Raw genomic sequence first — 18,780 nt, 5'->3', positions numbered from 1 at the left:
ATCATTAAAATTGGCCCAGACTGTGTACTGCGGCCAAGGTCTGAGGGAGAGGAACCGATGCGACAAAAACAATTCAAAAAAACCAAGTTGGCCACCAGCCTGTCATTGGGACTGGGTCTGTTGACCGCTGTTCCCGTGTACGCGGCCGATGCACCAGAAGACAGCAACATCGAAGTTATCCAGGTAACCGGTATACGTGGTTCCCAGGCCAAATCGATGGAGCTCAAGCGCCAGTCTGCCGGTGTGGTTGATGCCATTTCGGCCGAAGACATAGGTAAGTTTCCGGATACCAACCTGGCAGAATCACTGCAACGTATCACCGGCGTGTCCATTGACCGGGTCAACGGCGAGGGCAGCAAGGTCACGGTACGTGGTTTCGGCCCCGACTTTAACCTGGTGCTGCTCAACAACCGCACCATGCCCACCGCCCAGGTGGCCGGTGAATCTACCCGCTCCTTTGAATTTGGCAACCTGGCATCCGATGCCGTCAGTGGTGTGGAAATTTACAAAACCGGTAAGGCCGATATCAGCTCTGGCGGCATAGGTTCAACCATCAATATCCGCACTGCCCGCCCCTTTGACACCCGTGATCTGGTGGCCACGGTAAGCGTGAAGGGACACCATGAAGTCGGCCTGGATGAAGGCAGCAAGTTAACTCCTGAAATATCCGGTATTTTCAGCAATACCTTTATGGATGACACCCTGGGTCTGGGTCTGACTGCGTCATACCAGAAGCGTGACAGCAACCTCAAGAAGGCAACCATAGATGGCTGGCGCCAGAACATCGACGGTGAACTGAACCCCAATGCCGTGGTGGTCAATGAAAGCAAAAACCCCTACGGCAACACCTTTTATGCCCGCAACATGGGTTTTGCCAGCCAGGCTACCGAACGTGAGCGCAGCAACGCCCAGCTGGTATTCCAATATGCCCCATCGGACCGACTGGAGCTGACCGCTGATTACACTTACTCCAAACTGTCCGATGTCTCCAACACCGACACCTGGGGTCTGTGGTTCTCCGGTCCTGGCAACGCCACCTACGCCCATATCAATGAAAACGGCACCTTTGATTATGTGACCGAAGTGGGCGGTGACTATTCAGGCACAATGCAACAGAATGCCTCTGACAACATCAACAAGTCTTTGGGTCTGAACATCAAGTGGCAGGCCACAGATAACCTTGAGCTGGCATTTGATGCCCATGATTCCAAGGCCACCGCCGAAGGCACCCTGGGCAACAGCGCCGACAACGTGTTCTTCATCCTCGGCGCCCTGAACGTGGCAGACAAAACCTACGATGCCACCGGCACAGAGATCCCTTTGCTGGGAGCCCATTACGCCAACCTCAATCCCGCCGGTGAACCCCACCTGTTGCCTGAGCATTATGCGTCACTGTTTGCCGGTGTGCGTGCCGGTCGCAACGAGACAGATGTCAACCAGTATCAGTTCGACGGTCACTGGGTGAATGAGAAGAGCGACGCCCTGTCATCCATAGACTTTGGCCTGTCCTTCACCTCCATGGAAACCCGTGCCCAGGGTTCCTATACCGGGCCCATCAGCGCCGGTTGGTATGGCAATATGGGCCTGTGGAAGGATGACGTCAGCTACGTGGGTCTGGGGTCGGACTTCCTGTCTGACTTCTCAGGTGGCGGCAGCGACATGCTGATCCCCTACTACTACACCTACGATCAGCAGGCCGCCATGGACAAGGCCCAGGCCCTGTACGACGTGGAATATGTGGCAGCTCCCTGGCAGGACGATCACCTGATTAAGGAAGACACCACAGCTGCTTATATCCAGGCGAATATCGACAGCGACTTCAACGGCATGCCGCTGAACATTGTTGCAGGTCTGCGTTATGAGCAAACCGATGTGACCGCCAGCTCCATGCAGAAAGAAGCCCAGCAACTGGTGTGGCTCAACCCCACCGAGTGGCAGACCATCTATGCCGATGATTTCTCCTTCAGCCATGAAAGCCATGACTACAAGGAATTCCTGCCCAATCTGGATATCAATCTGGAGCTGATGGAAGACGTTGTTGCCCGCTTCTCCTACAGCCGCACCATTACCCGTCCAACCCTGGGTTCAATGCGCGCCACCACATCGCTGACACCCATCCCCAAGGTAGGCTCGCGCACCGGCTTCGCAGGTAACCCGGCCCTTAAACCATTCAGCTCAAACAACATAGATCTGTCGCTGGAATACTACTATGACGACGCCAGCTATGTGTCGGTAGGCTACTTCAACAAAGAAGTGGAAAACTTCCTGGTGAACACCATTTCCAAGGTGGAATTCGACTGGTTGCGCGATCCTTACATAGGCGCTGCCGCCGAGCAGGCCCGTGCCGAGCTTATCGCCAACAACGAGACCCCAAGCGATGAAGCCGTGTTCCAATGGCTGATCGACAATGGTTATGGCAATGCCGAAGGCCGCGTGCCCCAGGCTGGTGGCGACCCAATAGCCAGCTGGGACATCAGCAAGCCAAACAACGTGGAAGATCTCAATATCCACGGTCTGGAACTGGCCTGGCAACACTGGCTCTGGGATACCGGCTTCGGTCTGGGTATCAACTATACCCTGGTCTCCGGTGACACCAAGTACGATGTGGAGCGCGTGGATGAGCAATTTGCCCTGCCCGGCATGTCAGACTCCGCCAACTTCTCCGTGTTCTATGAGAAAGATGGTCTGCAGGCGCGTCTGGCCTACAACTGGCGCGACACCTTCCTCTCTGGCATGGGTCAGGCAGAAGCCGGTGGCCCCGCGCCACAGTTCACCGAAGCCTTTGGTCAGTTGGACCTCAGCGTGAGCTACCAGCTCACCGACAACCTGTCCATCTTCGCTGAAGGTATCAACATTCTGGAGCAGGAAAAGCGCGTTTACGGTCGCTACGAGGAGCAAATGCTGCTGGCTCAGCAAAACGCTGCCCGTTACGCCATCGGTGCTCGCTACAGCTTCTGATAGCAAGCTTGTAAAAGTGGGAAATCCCGGGGTTTCCATCCCCCGGGAGAGGTCTTTGCCGCGGCTGATGCCGCGGCTTTTTTTTATCTTGACCAAGGCTGCTGGTACACTGGGGTAATAATCACGGGGGAAAACCACTTTCCCATCACAGCAACAGCCGCAAGGACCCCCATGCAAGGCACATTGACAAAAATGCGTACCGGGCTCGACGCCCAGGGCACAGCCAACTACTTCCTGATGCTAGGTGACACAGAGGTTGCCCTCAACCCGCTGATAGGCAAGCCATTGCAGCTTATCTACTCAGGGAATATTTATTGCTGCAATTGCGGCCGAAAAACCAAGAAAAGCTACTCCGAAGGCCATTGTTTCGTCTGCATGCAAAAGCTCGCCAGCTGCGATATGTGCATACTAAAACCCGAAACCTGCCATTTTGATAAAGGCACCTGCCGTGAGCCGCAGTGGGGACTGAGTCATTGTTTCGTGCCCCACTTCGTCTATCTATCGAACACCTCCGGACTCAAGGTCGGTATTACCCGTCACACCCAAATCCCTACCCGCTGGATAGATCAGGGCGCCACCCAGGGGCTGCCGATCCTCAAGGTCGCTTCGCGCAAAATCTCGGGTCTGATTGAAGTGGAAATTGCCAAACACGTGGCCGACAAAACCCACTGGCAGGCCATGCTAAAGGGTAACAATGCCAATATGGATTTGGCCGCCGAAGCTGCACGTTTACTCAGTGAAGTGGCGCCTGTGCTTGCGGACATCCGCGCCGAGTATGGCGAGGATGCGGTGCAGGAACTTGTCAGCCAACCCCAGCCCATCGATTTCCCGGTGACCAAGTTCCCGACCAAGGTGACCTCTTTCAATCTGGACAAGGCCCCCATCATTGAGGGCGTGCTGACCGGCATCAAGGGCCAATACCTGATTTTTGATACCGGGGTGATCAATATCCGCAAATACACGGGTTATGAAGTCAGTATCGAGTACTGAAAAACGATAATCTGCCGCCAATAAAAACGCCGGGCATTGCCCGGCGTTTTTCATTTATGCCTCTTTTAAAGACAACGCTTTAGAAGCGCACTCTTGCACCCAGAGCGTAACGGCTGCCGTACTGGCGGGCAAACAGGAACTGCTCTTCGAAACGGCCATAGCCCTGTTCGGTTTCGTTATTGAGGTTGATACCTTCAAAGAACACCGTCAGATACTCGTTTACATCGTAGTTAATGCTGGCGTCCAGCTGACCGAAGGCCTTGGCATACTGGGGCGGCGCATCCGCGGAGCCCTGAGACTGCCCCACACCAATCAGATAGCTGTCACGCCAGGCGTAAGTCAGCTTCACAGACAGACCGTCTTTCTCATAAAAGGCCTGGAAGTTGGCCGAGTCACCCAGACCTTCCAATGGCTGCTGCTGCGCCAGGCTGTAGGGGTCAAATTTAACGTCTCCCTCCACAAAAGTGCCGTTAATCCCGAAACCAAAGCCTGACTCGCCAAACACGTGCTGCAGCGCCAGCTCAATCCCCTGCACCGATTTGCTGTCGCTGTTGATGGGGCTGGTGATGTCCCACACAATCAGCGGATCGCTGGCGAGCGGCACTATCTGGCCATCGGCATTGCCATAACCATTGGCAATCATCTGCTCAAAAATCGTGTTTTCACTGACCGGCGTGCCGGCAGCTTCCAACTGACTTATGGCTTCCTGGTATCTGGGGCTATCGTAAACGTCGTGCAGTCCCTCAATGGTAAGCTGAGCGGTCGAGCGGGAGACAAAGTTATCCACGTCTTTATGGAATAACCCAATGGCCGCATAACTGGCATCACCGTAGTAATACTCCAGCGACAGGTCCAAATTCACCGACTCCAGCGGCAGCAGGCCCGGATTACCCAGACCACCGCGGCGGGCACCGATTTTCGGGCTGCCGCTCAGGCTTCGTCCTGCCACCATGTCGCCAAGCAGCGGCCTGGCAATGGTTTTGCCGGCAGAGAAGCGCACCACCACATCCTCCAGTGGCTCGGCGCTGATATCCAGCATAGGCAACCAGACATTGTAATCCCCCCCCTGGGTGAAGTAGTTGTCATCGCCACCGGGAGCATATTGCATGATCCACTCGGTGGGGCTGGCCCACACCACCTGACTCTCAACCCGCTGCTTGACCGTACTTGAGGCATCGGTTTGCTCGTACCTGAGCCCCAGATTCACATTCACAGGCACATCGCCAATATCAAAGCCCCATTGGGTGGTGAGATAAAGCGCCAGGGTCTTTTCTTCCACCAGGCTGGCACTGTCAACGCCATCAAAGTAGGGGTCGATGGAGTAATAGTTGTCTCCTGCCACTGCCGGGGTGATGAAGGCCAGCTGACGGGCCACGGCTTCATCGAAATTGAAGCTGTAATAGTAATCGGGCATCAGCTCACTGCCGCCACCGCCAAGGGCATCAAGCAGGCCAGAGGCATCCTGCAGCACAAACATGGCATCGGGGAAGATTTCCGCATAGGACGGATTAAAACCCGGGCCACCACGCAGGCCGCTCCAGGCGGTGGTCCCGGACATGGTTTGCTTGGTGTAGGCGGCACCAAAGTCCACCTTCACCAGATGCTCACTGAACTCGGGGTACCAGTTGCTGTTGAATTGAACTTGCTCGATGTCACTCTCGCCCGGTGAGTGAATGAACTGGCTGAAGTTGGAGTCTATGTCGCCGGCATCCAGCACATGGGTGCCGTTGTTCCAGTTGATCAGGAAATGGGGCACCTCGCCTGTGCGGTAGTCATAGACCTTGGAAACCAGCTTATCTGAGCCCAAAATCACCTGACCGGCACTGCCAAGGCCTTTATCAGCACCATTGTCTATGTCGTTGGAGGAGTTGTGATAGTCCAGGGTAAAGCGCCAGGCTTCGTTGGGGCTCCAATCGATGTTCAGGCCAACAGACTCGGCATTCACTTCAGTGGTACTGCGGTTGGCGGTAAAAGAGCCATCGCCGCCGCGGATATCTGAGTAAAGCGCAGTGCCGTTGGCATCCAGCTCATAGCCAATCACAGGTGCACCATCCGTGGATGAGTTCCAGATCCCCCAACCAAAGCCATCAGATGCGGTCAACGCCCGTGTTGCCACGTAGTCGGCGGTCAGAATCAAATTATCCGCCGCCACAAACTGCAGCGTCACCATGCCGTTGCTGCGTTCACGCTCTACATCATTGATGCTGAAGTTCATGTCCCGCGCGAAGAAAAAAGGCGCTACTGCGTTGCCTTCGGCATCACGGAAACGGGCGACAGGGTTGCCATCGGCATCGGTTTCACGCCCATCTATGCCTTTGTCACCCGCCAGTGTTGGCAAACGGCTATTGTCTGTCTGGGCAATCCATCCCTGGCTGTTGGCCGTTTGCTGGCGAAAATCCCGCTCCTGATGGGAAACCGATACCATGACCCCAAACCTATTATCAAACAGGGTATTGCTATAAATGGCCGCCAGCTCAGGCGTGACATCATCACCCAGCTCATTTGACTCATCATAAATACCTTTGCCCGAAAAACTGAAAGACTGCCCGGGATTATCCAGCGGCTTGTGGGTGATGATATTGACCGTGGCGCCAAGGCCGCCGGTTGGGGTATCGGCACGGGCGGTTTTCACCACTTCCAGGGTTTTCACCCCCTCAGATGACAGGTTCTCCAGATTGTAAGAGCGGGTATAGCCAGTACCCGGCATCTGGCGGCCATTGAGGGTAATGAGGTTGTATTCAGGCCCGAAACCCCGGACGGTGATCTGGCTGCCTTCACCGTTGGCACGGCTGACCGTGACCCCGGTTATTCTTTGCAGTGATTCGGCCAGGTTGGTGTCGGGGAATTTACCGAGTTCCTCCGCCGAAATCGCATCGACGACGCCGTTGGCGCCGCGCTTTAAGTCCATGGAACGGTACAAACTGCCCCTAATCCCACGCACTTCAATGACTTCTATGGTCTCTTCTTCTGCGCCGTTCTGGGCGGCCACGACGCCATCGGCCGCGGTTGCCGCCTCGTCAGCCGCCAATACCAGCGGGATGGCGCCAACGCCGAGGATGGCTGCCAGCGCGGCAGACAACCGGTTACGCTTAAATGCCTTATCTAACATAATTGCCTCTTATTATTTCGCTGCGGCCACACCGGACAAATCCCAAGGTCCGGCTGGCCATTCCCATTCATGCCAAAGGTCAGGTGGATCAGGGCGTGCCTATCAGTGCGTTGTCGAGTCGGAACACAGCTCCCTCACCGGTACCCCACGCAGGGAACACCATCACCACATCGATGGCACTGGCATCGAGCCCCATATCGGCCAGGGTCTTGAGCGGGAAAGTGTAGGTCTGCCACTGACCTACAACAGGTGCGCTGCCTTCGGCACTGTCGGTCAGATTAAGCTCAACGGCGGTACTGGCATCACCGGATTCAATCTTGAATTTCCAGACCGAGCTTGAATCGTTTGGTGCAGAAACCAGCTTCATCTCAAAGCGCACCACGCCGGTATCCACAGCAGCGGATGCATCGTGATAGACACCATCAGCGGCGAAAAAGCCCACCACAGTTGGCTGAGCACCAATCACGTACTCCGCCACGGCGCCATGGGCAGCATCATCGGCCTCAACCGTGGGGGTTGAGCCGGCGCAGCAATCCCAAATTGACCAGGCATCTGCCACGGCATCAGCAAACAAGCTGAAGGCGGATGGCGCGCCGCTGCCGGGTTGATGGATTTTGACGTTATCAATGCGATACACGGCACCTTCACCCTGCCCCCAGGCTGGAAACATCATAAGTACATCGATGGCGCTTAAATCCAATCCCGCATCAGCCAAATCTTTCAGACGGAAGCTGAAGGTTTGCCATTCAGAAGATGGCACCACGCCCTCAATGCTGCTGGTTAACGGCAGTTCCACGGCAGATGCCGCATTGTCAGACTCCACTTTAAAGAGCCAGGGCGCATCTGCTGTGGACGGCGCATTGACCACTTTCAAGTCAAATTGCACCACTCCGCTTTCGTACAGGGTTGAGGCATCAAAGGGATTACCACCACCACCGAGTGCAGTGCGGTTGATGTAGCCCATCACAGTGGGGCTGGCACCAATGCTGAACTCAGAGACTATGCCGTGCTCTGCATCATCAGAGACCACTTGCGGAGTCGAGCCACCACAGCAGTCCCACATAGGCCAATCGGGGTTCTCGTTGTCGGAAAAGATGGTCAGTGACGGCAGGCTCGCATTGGGGCGGGCAATCTTCACTTCATCCAGCAGATACTCGGCGCCGCTGCCGGTGCCCCAGGCGGGGAACACCATCACCACATCGATGGCAGACAGATCCAGGCCTTTGGCCGCCAGCTCAGACAGCGGGAAGCTGAAGGTTTGCCACTGACCAACGGCAGGTGCCACACCTTCACTGCTTGCTGTCAGCGGCAGTTCAACGGCAGTCGCGCCTTCATTGCTCTCAACCTTTATCATCCAGGTTGAGCCGGGATTTGCCGGCGCACTCACCACTTTCATGGCAAAGCTCAATACGCCACTTGCCTCAATGGGCGCTGCATCAAAGGGACTGGGGACACCGGCAGGATCTGTGATAAAGGCTGCGCGGCTGATAAAGCCGTTTACCGTGGGGCTGTCGCCTACCACAAAGCGATACACGGCCCCCTTATCGGCGTCGTCCACCAGGCTTGGGGTGGAACCACCGCAGCAGTCCCAGGCAGCCCAGTTAGGGTTGGGGGTGCTGTCGAAAATCAGCAAATCTTTTGGCGTACCATCGGAAGGCGGCACCGGCACAGGCGCCTTGCCTTCCACCAGTGCGTCCTCTGGCTTGTCATAGCCCGGCCGCACAGTTTCACAGCCCTTGCCTGTATCAGGGTTGGCTGCACACTGATAAACCTTCACAAAATCAATTTGATACTTATTATTTTCGTTAAAGGCTGTATCGTCGATACCGGTTTCATTCACCGAGGCAGGCCAGCCGCCCCCCACGGCAAAGTTAACTATCAGATGGAATTTTTCATCAAATGGTGCATCACTCCAGCTGAGCTGCAAATCACCGCTGGACTGATCGTAGTATTCGGTAAACCAGCCTTTGTGGGCTAGACCAACGGCCTCGCCCTTGGAGTTGTATCTCAGTTCAGAACGTCGCTGGGTGGCATAGAGGTAGTCGTCCACATACCAGCGGATTTCACCCTGCTGCCACTCAATGGCATAGGTGTGAAAATCATCGACCGGATTGGCGCCATTGGGCAGCAAATAGGCCTTGCCTGATTGCTCATTCTTGGGCCATTCACGGCCATAGTGGAGAGTGCCGTGAACATAGGCTTCAGGATTGCCGTCAGCGGTGGCGGCTTTAAGATTCACCGCCTCGACAATATCGATTTCACCGCTTCTGGGCCAGATGCCGTAAACATTGTCAGTGGGCAGCATCCAGAAGGCGGGCCAGCTGCCCTGCCCGGACGGTAATTTGGCGCGCATTTCAAAGCGGCCATAGGTGAAATCCGCTTTGCCTTTGGTTGTCAGTCTGGCCGACGTATAGGGCTTTTCAGCGCCCTCGGGCGCCTTCAATGCCACTATGTTAAGCATGCCATCGGCAACGAAGGAGTTTGCCGCATCCGCGGTATAGCACTGAGACTCCTGATTGCCGCCCCCGGCGCAATCCACCTCGTGTGCCCATTTGGCCGCATCTATGCTGCTGCCATCAAACTCGTCGCTCCAGACCAGCTGCCAACCCGCCGTTGGCCCATCAAGTTTGACTGAGCTCAAATCTGTGTTGGTATTGGTATCGCCCCCACATCCCTGCAACGCCGCCATCAGGAATCCAAGAGAAATACATTTGGTCGTTCCAGAATTCTTAATCATTTTTGGAGCCCAACCCATAGTGTTAATTGGAAGATATGCTGTGCAAACGCCTGCATCGTGGATATCTTGCAGCCTCAATGTAAGCGCTTACATTTGTATAAACTATGTGAATGAATTGTGAGTTTCAAGATCTTTTTTTAAGCAGTGCGGCGCAGATCATGAAAGCAGCACCGGATGTCTATGCCCCGGCCCTGCTTTATTCAAGACTTTTGATGGCGCGCTGTTTTGCCTGGCAGGAATGTTTTGGCCTGGCAGGAGTGCTGGAACGCAGTGATGAAAGTGATTGTCGCCCGAGTACTGATCTCGGGGAAGGCCAGGCATCAAGGGCCTATGCCTGATTTTTGATACCGGGGTGATCACTATCCGCAAATACACGGGTTATGAATTGAGCCCGCCCCCTTGCCTGCCGCGGTCGCCAAGCAGGTTGCCGCCGCCAATAGAGGTACAGGCCGCTGAGACAAAAAAACGCCGGCAACAGCGACAGCAGCAGCCACAGCCAGCGCAGTGACCCGTGCCAAAAATCCCCGGTGTGAAACTTGTATCTGAAATGCCAAATCCGGGTCGCCAAATTGGCCCGACTGGCATCATAGCTGCCCAGCACCTCGGCCGAATAGGGGTCCAGCCACACCCAGCTGTTGGCGTGTGTTTCGCCGGGCAGTTGCATCCTGAGCGCCACCGGCTTATCCGCCGTTGCCGGATAGATGCGGTACGGCTTGGCTCCGGGCAAGACCTGCTGCGCCCGGGTAAGCGCCAGCTCTAAACTTGTCATTGAAGCTGTCAATGAACCTGGCAAAGAGGCTGCCAAGGCACCTGTCCCCTGTATCTCACTCCTAACCTCAATTGCTTGACCTGACGGCCTTGCTACCGGTGCCTGTGGCAACTCAATGCTCTCCCCCGCCAGCGCCTCGACCACAAATTGGGTCGGCCCCTGCCAATGAAAAGCCATGCCACTGAAGGCGATAAGCAGCAAGCAGAACCCAGCCAGGATCCCCAAAGTTCCGTGCAGCTGGCGCAGCACTATTCTGGGATTGGCGGAAAACTTCACCTTCAACCGTTTGAGGCGGGCCTTGGGTTTAAGCCATAGCGCCATGCCAAACAGCAGGTTCAGCATCAGCAGCAACGAGACAAGGCTTACCAGATCCTGCAAGGGACGCTTGCCGTCGGCAGTGGTCCAGGCGAGCCAGCGATGCAGCTGCATCATAAAGCCATAGAAGCTGTCGCCGGTTTTATAGTGTTTAAGCCAAGTGCCCGAATCCGGGTCGAGGTTGATGTAGCGGCCATCGCTCATGCTGAGCAGCAAAGCCTCGTCCCCGTGCTCGGGCAGCTGGATGAAACGCACCGGGGTGTCGGTCTGCGCCGTCACAGTGGCCAGCAGCTCATCGAGATTGAAGTCGGTGCCGGGCGCTGAGCGGGTCCATTGTCCCGGGTTCAAGCCGTGCTCTATGTCCTGACCGAACACCAACAGGCTGCCGGTCAGTGACAGGATCAGCACAAACACAGCGCTGACCAAGGCCAGCCATAGATGCAGCTTGCGCAATAGGTGGGTTATCACGGATTTTCCTCTTGAGCGCCTGCTCACTAAAAATGCGTAAAGGGAAAGACGCACCCGCAGTGCGCTTTCCCTTTTAAGACAGAGCGTTAAAACTGGTACTGCAGCCCGAGATTGAGACTGGTCCCCAGGGCCTTGGTGTTGTAGCTGCTGTAGGTGTAGACCTGTGAGCGCGCGCTGTAGTAATCGCGGTTAAGCAGGTTTTCGATACCGGCAAACAGCTTCAACTGCCCCAGACGGTAGCTGGCGCTCAAATTCAACAGGTCATAACTGTGCACCGGCGCCTGGGCACCAACCCATTTGCCATTGACCTTGTCAAAGCGGTCTCTGTCACCCACCAGCAGATAGGTCAGGTTTAAACTGGCATTATCCAGGGGCTGCCAGTTGACCGCGGCGGTGAATTTGGGGGCACTGATCTGTTTGCCATCCAGATAGGTGTTGGTCTCGGTGTCCTTACCCTCGACCCAACTGTAGGCGGCCTTGAGGTTCAGGGTGTCGTTAACCTCATAATCGGCGGTGGCCTCATAGCCCCAAATCTTCTGCGGAGCCCTGACCGGCATATAAACCCCGGTTTTCTCGTCGAACACATTGCTGGTGCCCAGCTCCGACGTGCTTCTGAAGGCGGCAAAGGTGAAGAACAGCGCATCCAGCTTGCTGCTGAAGCCCACTTCATAGTTGTCTATGATGGAGGCCTCGGTACGGATATCGTGAATATCCGCGACCGTTGCCGTGCGCAGCAAGCGGCCAATGTCCGAGATGTCGGCACCCTGGGAGTAGTTGATGAAAGGCGAGAACAGGCTGTTGCCTGTGTAGCGCAATCCCAGGTTATAGGTGGTGGCGCTGTAGTCCAGGGTATCGCCCTTTACCGCCATGGGCACCGAGCACTGATCCGCCTTACGACAGAGCTTGAGGGTGTGGTAGTCATCCACTTCCAGCGCTATCGACTCGTCGCGGATCCCGGCCTTGATAACAAAGTCATCCATGATCACCCACTTGGTCTGCAGGAAAAAGGCGCGGTTGCTCATGTCCATTTCCGGTACCCACATACGCCCGTCCAGCAGCGGCTGAGAGGTGACGTCATTGAGCAGATCCGTACCATAGATAAAGATCGCTTCCACGTCCTGCCACTGGTACTGGGTGTTGAGCAGCCCCCGCAGGCCCATTTTTTCCGACTTGATCATCGACTGGCCGCCGTCGTAACCCTCATCGGGATTCGCCAATACCGGGGAGAAAAAGAACACGTTTTCAATTCGTTGCCCATAGGCATCCAGGGTAAGCTGGGTGTTGCTGAAGATCTCCTCATCGGTGTACTTGAGCATCAGATTGTGATTGCCACGGGGCCCCTGGGGTTCGCCCTTCAGCGGGTTGTCGGCACTGCTTTTTACCGCATAGGTCTTGATGCCGGTATTCACATCCCCCACAACATCCACCAGATCGGAATCGGTTTGCGACTCGTAGTAGCTGTAACTGGCCTGCAATGACTTGTCGCCATCGAACTGATAGGCCAGCTTGGTAAACAGGTTTTGCGCCTTGTTGTCGGACAGACCGTATTGCAGGCCGATGACGTCCCCCTCGGCATCGCGCTGCAGTCCGGTTTCTTCACGGGCCAGGGTCACTACATAGCTGAATTTGCCGAGGCTGCCATCGGCCGCCGCCTCCAGGCGGTGCCCCAGGGTGTCCTCGGCCTTGACCAGGCTCATGTTGGCCGATGCGCCCACCCGGGCCTGCAGTTCGCCCTTTCCGGGGCGCCTGGTGATGTAGTTGATGACCCCGCCCGCGGCGCCGTTGCCGAAAATGGAGGTCGCGCCCTTAATCACCTCGATGCGCTCGATGGCGGCGGGATCCAGGGTACGGCTTCCCAGGGCACCATCACGCAGTGGAGTCGACTGAGGTACGCCGTCAATCATGATCAGCGCCTGCCGGCCACGGAGCGTCTGCCCCGAATCACTGCTGGTGCCGGTCGCCGCCGACAGTCCCGGCACAGTGAGGCCGAGTATGCTCTGCAGCTGGGTATTGACCAGCATTTGCTCTTCAATGGTGTTCCGGTCGACAAGGGTTACAGATGCCGGAATTTCATCAATGCTTTCAATCACCCGACTGCCGGACACTATGATGCGTTCAATCTTGTCGTCAGCCGGCATTTGTTGGGCCGCCAGCGGGAAGCAGGCCATTATGGCCAGGGTCAGTAAAGAATATTGGGATGGTTTCACTCGCAGGAGTCCTTTGGTTCTGATTAAAATCAGATGCGAATGATAATGATTTTTATTTAATGATCAAGTGAGAATTAGTGTGACAAGGGTTTTGACACACAAGACCGCGCTCCCAAGAGGCCACTTGCGGTTGCTCCGCACTGTGACAAGACTTATGATGGCGCCCTTTTCTGCCGGGCAAGAATTTCAGGAGTCACTGATGGATGAGAATACCGCCCAGGTTGCCGCCCATACCGAGGCCTGGGTCAAGTCGGTCATCATGAAGTACAACATATGCCCCTTCGCCCGCCGCGAAGTGGAGCGAAAAAGCATTCGCTATCGGGTCTGCGAAGAGACCCGTATGGACTATGTGCTGCAGGCGCTGCTGGACGAGTGCAAGCTGCTGGATGAGCAGCCCGGCATAGAAACAACCCTCTTCATCCTGCCACGGGGATTTGAAGGCTTTTACCTCTATCTGGATTTGCTGGGTATCGCCGAAGATTTGCTGGTGGAAGAAGGCTACGAGGGCACTTACCAATTGGCGAGCTTTCACCCGGATTACTGTTTCGACGGCGAGCCCCAGGATGACCCGGCCAACTACACCAATCGCGCGCCCTACCCCACGCTGCATATCATTCGCGAAGAAGGCATGGCGGCCGCACTGGCAAGCTACAACGAGCCCGAAAGCATCCCGGAGCGCAACATCGCCTTTGCCCGGCGCAAGGGCAGTGCCTTCTTCGAGGCCCTGTTGGCCCAGTGCATCAAGCCCGATAAATAAACGCGCCGGGCTCAAGCCAAGCCAAGATGACCGCCAGTTCCCCCATGGGGCTGGCGGTTATTTTATTCCGGCAGATCTGCCATCCAGAAGAACAGCGCCGTCAGGCGTTTATCGCGCTTATCCTGACCAAAGTAGCCGCTGGCGCTGTGCACCAGATTGGATTTGTACAGCAACAGGCGGTTGAAGCGATTTTCCACCTTCAACTCTTCGTACCAGGCCTGGGGCGGCAAGGATTGCACATTGAGGGCATCGCGCAGATTGATATGGGGCGGTGTCACTATATTGCCACCGGCAGCACCGTTGGGATAACGCAGGCGGTAAAAACTGGTGCCGGCCGCGGGTTCCGGCGTTGGACTCAGGTAGATCACCGCCGCCAGGCGGCACAGGTTCAGGCTGTCGGTGTGCGGCAGCGGGCCGGATTCGGTTTTGCCCACCAGCTGCGCCACATTGGAGTCCAATGTGATCCCCGGGGCCGTTTCCGGCAGCCATAGTTTGGATGCGCCGGTCACAGACTTGACGTAGTCTTCCAGCTTGGCCAGCTCCGGGGCCTTGAGCGCTTTTTTGGTGCGCATGCCGGGCCATTTTTCCTTGGTGTAAGGGTGACCTTTTTTCCAGTTAGTGGCGTTGAAACAGCGGTTGGCGACGTCCATGGGCTTATCAAGAAAATCGTCCACCACCCAGAAGTTCTTGCCCTGTTCCGGGGCCTCGTAATCCAATCGTGGAACGCCGTTTGGAATAGCAGGCAATTCGACACCTGGGGGGATAATCGGGAACATAAAACGCCCATTTGCGGCTGAAAGAGGCGGGAATGTTACAACAGGGTTAAATTGGCGACAAATCTTTTTCCAATCCTGGGAGCCTCAGCGTCGATTGCCAAGGCCCCCGGAGTCAACCAGCCTGCCGGGGCCAGCAACCTATTTCATGGAATGCAGCCCCAGCATATTGCCTTCGGTATCTATGGCCAGCGTGATAAAACCATATTGGCCGATGGACATCTTGGGACGCTGCACCTGACCACCGGCGGCCACCACCCGGGACTCCTCCAGCGCGCAGTCCTCACAGGCAAAATACACCAGGGTACTGTTGTTTCCGGCATCGAAGCCCGGCATACGCACCAGGGCGCCGCTGGCGCCATAGCTTTCCATATCGGCCGGGAATGACCACATCTGGAATCCCTGCTCGGCGGGCACATCCAACCGGTCCAGTTTTACATCCAGCACGGTTTCATAAAAGGCCCTGGCCCTGTCCATATCGTTGACATAGATTTCAAACCAGGAAATCGGATTCTTTGCCATTGTCTGTCTCCCTTGGCGGGCAACTACCCCGCAGTCCGTCCGTTGCGTTAATGAAATTATCGACAAGCTTGCTTGGCAGCCCGGCGCTTAAGGGCCGGACGTCAGCCCCCAGTAAAGTGCATAGCCGTTTCAAAAACAAGTAATTGGCAAGGATTCAGCCGCAAGCAGACACAAAAAAGCCAACCCTGGGGTTGGCTTTTCAGTCAGACAGGCAGGATTATTCTTCCACGCCCTTGCTGCGCAGGAACTCGTCGTAGGTGCCCTTGAAGTCATTCACACCCTTGGAGGTGATCTCTATGATGCGGTTTGCCAGCGAGCTTACAAACGCGCGGTCATGGGACACGAAGAACAGGGTGCCTTCGTAGCTTTCCAGAGCGTTGTTGAGGGACTCAATGGATTCCATATCCAGGTGGTTTGTGGGTTCGTCCATCACCAGGATGTTGGGCTTTTGCAGCATCAGCTTGCCAAACAACATGCGGCCCTGCTCACCACCGGACAACACCTTGACCGATTTCTTGATGTCATCGGCACCAAACAGCATGCGACCCAGCACGGCGCGGACCGCCTGATCGTCATCGCCTTCGCGGCGCCATTGGCTCATCCAGTCGAACAGGTTCATGTCGTTTTCAAAATCGCTGGCATGATCCTGGGCGTAGTAGCCAATGCTGGCGTTTTCGGACCAGTGAATGGTACCTGAATCCTGGGCCAGTTCATGGATAAGGGTACGCACCATGGTGGTTTTACCGGCACCGTTCTCACCCAGGATGGCGATGCGCTCGCCCACTTCGGCTATCAGGTTGAAATTGCTGAACAGCGGCTTGTCGAAGCCCTTGCTCAGGGATTCCACGATCAAGGCGTTACGGAACAGCTTCTTGTCCTGCTCGAAACGGATATAGGGGTTAACCCGGCTGGAGGCCTTAACCTCGTCCAGCTTGATCTTGTCAATCTGGCGCGCACGGGAAGTGGCCTGTTTGGCCTTGGAGGCGTTGGCAGAGAAGCGCGCCACGAAGGTTTGCAGTTCGGCAATCTGGGCCTTCTTCTTGGCATTGTCCGCCAGCAGACGCTCACGAACCTGGCTCGCGGCGGTCATGTATTCGTCGTAGTTGCCCGGGTAAACGCGCAGTTCACCGTAATCCAAATCCGCCATGTGAGTACAGACAGAGTTCAGGAAGTATCTGTCGTGGGAAATGATGATCATGGTGCTGTTGCGCTGGTTCAACATGCCCTGCAACCAACGGATGGTGTCGATGTCGAGGTTGTTGGTGGGTTCGTCGAGCAGCAGCACATCCGGATCGGAAAACAGCGCCTGGGCCAGCAACACACGGAGCTTCCAGCCGGGGGCCACTTCGCTCATGGGGCCAAAATGCTGTTCAAGGGGAATACCCACACCCAGCAGCAGTTCACCGGCACGGCTCTCGGCGGTGTAACCGTCCATCTCGGCGAACTCCATCTCCAGCTCGGCCACCTTGATGCCGTCTTCTTCGCTCATTTCGGGCAGAGAGTAGATGCGGTCGCGCTCCTGCTTGACCTTCCACAGCTCTTTATGGCCCATGATCACTGTGTCCACCACGCTGAACTCTTCATAGGCGAACTGATCCTGGTTCAATTTACCCAGACGCTCGTTGGGATCCAGAGATACGTTGCCACTGGTGGGTTCCAGCTCACCGGAGAGGATCTTCATAAAGGTAGACTTACCGCAACCGTTGGCGCCGATAAGGCCGTAACGGTTGCCGCCGCCAAACTTGACGGAGATGTTTTCAAACAGTGGCTTGGAGCCAAACTGCATGGTGATGTTAGCTGTAGTGATCAAGGGCGTTTTCCAATTTGAGTGAGCGGACAATAAACCCGCCTGAGCCAATGCAGGCCGGTCTTCGCTGCCACGGGGGCAAACGTGCCGCAAAATACCAAGGGGCGCCAACAGGGAACGCCACCGGATAAAGCGCGGTACTATAACATCACAGGATGAATTATCAACCGTTCGGCGTGCCATCCAAGGCACGGACAGGGCTAATTATACTCGGGCAACAACGTCAGGATCGCCTGATTCAGGCGCGATAAAGTCTCATCATCCACGCTGGCTGAACACATAAGATAGCGCTTCAATCCCTGGGGCATATCGGGAAATTCCACCGGCCGCATGCCCAGGGCCGAGAGTTCACCGTTTTGGTTGATATGGGCAAAGTCTTCCTGGTCGATAAACATGTAATCGGCGCCATGGTTAAGGGACACCATGCGTGCCAACTTATCCGGACTTGGGGCAGTCTGGATCGAGGCCTGGGACACACCGGCAATGGCCCTGTCCAGCTCGGCGCCATAGGACACATAGGCCACTATTCCCAGCTTAAGGGAATCGTCACTGAGCAGGGATGCCAGGGTTTTATGGCGTTTCACTGCCGCCAGCACCCGCTCCGGAGCCAGTATGATATGGGGCTTGTCCTGGTGTATTGGCAAGGAAAACTTGGCGAACTGCTCCCGCTCGGCCAACTTGTACCAGCTGGGGGAGCAAATAGGCTGAAGATTGCGGCGGATATCCGACAAAATGCGCCGCACCGGTATTTCCTGATAATGCACCGATACCTGCGCCAGCTCGAAAATAGCCCGGGTTCTGTCCATCAAGAACCCCTTGGGGACACCGGCCTCGGTATAGCTGTAAGGGGGCTTGTCGCGATACTCCACCACAATGGATGCCGGACTCGCATCACAACAGATGCAAGTCAGGAGCAGCAGCGCGGGCAACAGGCGTTTGGGCATTCATTCTCCGGCAATAGGGGGCCATGGGTGCGGGTCAGCCGCTTGCAAAATTACCGCTTGGTGCAGCCCAGAGTCTTGGGTTGCGCCCGACCTGAGGTTAAGAGTAGATCAATTTAAACCTTGCGTATAATCAAAACATTAACCAAGTTAAGCGCGCTTGCCAATCGGTGACTGAGGGCTCAAGCTGGCGGCGAAAAAGCATCTGCTGGCACTGGCGCAACAGATGGCCCGAATAGCGCAGCTGCACCACACTCTGGCCGGTCTGGTGGCCCAATGCCAGGGCGGCCATCAGCCCCACTGCCCTATTCTGGAAGGCTTGGACGGTCATCCGGGTGAATAGCACCAGTTCTGTTGGACCTCGACAAAATCGATGTCAGGGTGGTCACCAGCCTCATTGCACTAATTTACTGGGACTTGGCTGCCT

General features: G+C 56.0%; 12 protein-coding genes. 4 read left to right on the top strand and 8 right to left on the bottom strand.

All coding sequences use genetic code 11. The features are described 5' to 3' along the window. Nucleotides 1-57: 57 nt before the first annotated feature. Both JYB84_RS05845 and JYB84_RS05840 read left to right on the top strand, forming a co-directional pair. A complete protein-coding gene (locus JYB84_RS05845; RefSeq protein ID WP_207322490.1) occupies nt 58-2,958 on the top strand; it encodes a TonB-dependent receptor in 2,901 nt (966 codons plus the stop codon). A gap of 171 nt (nt 2,959-3,129) precedes the next feature. Continuing rightward, nucleotides 3,130-3,948 carry a DUF2797 domain-containing protein gene (locus JYB84_RS05840; protein ID WP_207322489.1) on the top strand — a complete coding sequence of 273 codons (819 nt, stop codon included), beginning with the start codon at nt 3,130-3,132 and terminating at the stop codon, nt 3,946-3,948. Between the two features lie 79 nt (nt 3,949-4,027). Here JYB84_RS05840 and JYB84_RS05835 read toward each other — a convergent pair whose 3' ends face one another. Continuing rightward, the gene (locus JYB84_RS05835; RefSeq protein WP_207322488.1) at nt 4,028-7,057 is read right to left on the bottom strand and encodes a TonB-dependent receptor; all 3,030 of its coding nucleotides are present in this window, start codon (nt 7,055-7,057) and stop codon (nt 4,028-4,030) included. An 88-nt stretch (nt 7,058-7,145) separates the two neighbouring features. After that, nucleotides 7,146-9,794: a glycoside hydrolase family 16 protein gene (locus JYB84_RS05830; protein ID WP_207322487.1), complete on the bottom strand. Its 2,649-nt coding sequence runs from the start codon at nt 9,792-9,794 to the stop codon at nt 7,146-7,148. 158 nt (nt 9,795-9,952) lie between these two features. Between JYB84_RS05830 and JYB84_RS05825 the strand changes: the two genes are divergently transcribed. Then, nucleotides 9,953-10,132: a hypothetical protein gene (locus JYB84_RS05825; protein WP_207322486.1), complete on the top strand. Its 180-nt coding sequence runs from the start codon at nt 9,953-9,955 to the stop codon at nt 10,130-10,132. Here the strand turns inward: JYB84_RS05825 and JYB84_RS05820 are convergent. Both JYB84_RS05820 and JYB84_RS05815 read right to left on the bottom strand, forming a co-directional pair. Next, complete coding sequence (locus JYB84_RS05820) at nt 10,123-11,346, bottom strand: PepSY-associated TM helix domain-containing protein (protein WP_207322485.1); 1,224 nt, start codon at nt 11,344-11,346, stop codon at nt 10,123-10,125. The two genes, JYB84_RS05825 and JYB84_RS05820, sit on opposite strands and share 10 nt — an antisense overlap. 86 nt (nt 11,347-11,432) lie before the next feature. Next, the gene (locus JYB84_RS05815) at nt 11,433-13,553 is read right to left on the bottom strand and encodes a TonB-dependent receptor (protein ID WP_407696016.1); all 2,121 of its coding nucleotides are present in this window, start codon (nt 13,551-13,553) and stop codon (nt 11,433-11,435) included. A gap of 199 nt (nt 13,554-13,752) precedes the next feature. Between JYB84_RS05815 and JYB84_RS05810 the strand changes: the two genes are divergently transcribed. Beyond that, nucleotides 13,753-14,310: a DUF1415 domain-containing protein gene (locus JYB84_RS05810; RefSeq protein ID WP_207322484.1), complete on the top strand. Its 558-nt coding sequence runs from the start codon at nt 13,753-13,755 to the stop codon at nt 14,308-14,310. Nucleotides 14,311-14,372: 62 nt separating this feature from the next. On the opposite strand, the gene JYB84_RS05805 is transcribed toward JYB84_RS05810, so the two are convergent. The 4 genes from JYB84_RS05805 to JYB84_RS05790 all read right to left on the bottom strand — a co-directional run bounded on the left by JYB84_RS05805 (nt 14,373) and on the right by JYB84_RS05790 (nt 18,356). After that, nucleotides 14,373-15,086 (bottom strand): DUF6445 family protein, encoded by a 714-nt coding sequence (locus JYB84_RS05805; protein ID WP_207322483.1) that lies wholly within the window; start codon nt 15,084-15,086, stop codon nt 14,373-14,375. A 138-nt stretch (nt 15,087-15,224) separates the two neighbouring features. Beyond that, nucleotides 15,225-15,605: a VOC family protein gene (locus JYB84_RS05800; RefSeq protein ID WP_207322482.1), complete on the bottom strand. Its 381-nt coding sequence runs from the start codon at nt 15,603-15,605 to the stop codon at nt 15,225-15,227. 217 nt (nt 15,606-15,822) lie between these two features. After that, nucleotides 15,823-17,415: an ABC-F family ATPase gene (locus tag JYB84_RS05795; RefSeq protein WP_207322481.1), complete on the bottom strand. Its 1,593-nt coding sequence runs from the start codon at nt 17,413-17,415 to the stop codon at nt 15,823-15,825. Between the two features lie 197 nt (nt 17,416-17,612). After that, the gene (locus tag JYB84_RS05790) at nt 17,613-18,356 is read right to left on the bottom strand and encodes a substrate-binding periplasmic protein (RefSeq protein WP_207322480.1); all 744 of its coding nucleotides are present in this window, start codon (nt 18,354-18,356) and stop codon (nt 17,613-17,615) included. Nucleotides 18,357-18,780: the final 424 nt, after the last annotated feature.

Origin of the sequence: Shewanella cyperi, from assembly GCF_017354985.1 — a bacterium.
Taxonomy (GTDB): domain Bacteria; phylum Pseudomonadota; class Gammaproteobacteria; order Enterobacterales; family Shewanellaceae; genus Shewanella; species Shewanella cyperi.
Note: the sequence above shows the minus strand (reverse complement) of the source record. Positions and strands in the feature narration are given on the sequence as shown.

What these genes read in the sequence shown, in the direction of transcription:
- JYB84_RS05845 (WP_207322490.1), top strand. Translation starts at nt 58, where the DNA reads ATGCGACAAAAACAATTCAAAAAAACCAAGTTGGCCACCAGCCTGTCA.
- JYB84_RS05840 (WP_207322489.1), top strand. Translation starts at nt 3,130, where the DNA reads ATGCAAGGCACATTGACAAAAATGCGTACCGGGCTCGACGCCCAGGGC.
- JYB84_RS05835 (WP_207322488.1), bottom strand. Translation starts at nt 7,057, where the DNA reads ATGTTAGATAAGGCATTTAAGCGTAACCGGTTGTCTGCCGCGCTGGCA.
- JYB84_RS05830 (WP_207322487.1), bottom strand. Translation starts at nt 9,794, where the DNA reads ATGATTAAGAATTCTGGAACGACCAAATGTATTTCTCTTGGATTCCTG.
- JYB84_RS05825 (WP_207322486.1), top strand. Translation starts at nt 9,953, where the DNA reads ATGAAAGCAGCACCGGATGTCTATGCCCCGGCCCTGCTTTATTCAAGA.
- JYB84_RS05810 (WP_207322484.1), top strand. Translation starts at nt 13,753, where the DNA reads ATGGATGAGAATACCGCCCAGGTTGCCGCCCATACCGAGGCCTGGGTC.
- JYB84_RS05805 (WP_207322483.1), bottom strand. Translation starts at nt 15,086, where the DNA reads ATGTTCCCGATTATCCCCCCAGGTGTCGAATTGCCTGCTATTCCAAAC.
- JYB84_RS05800 (WP_207322482.1), bottom strand. Translation starts at nt 15,605, where the DNA reads ATGGCAAAGAATCCGATTTCCTGGTTTGAAATCTATGTCAACGATATG.
- JYB84_RS05790 (WP_207322480.1), bottom strand. Translation starts at nt 18,356, where the DNA reads ATGCCCAAACGCCTGTTGCCCGCGCTGCTGCTCCTGACTTGCATCTGT.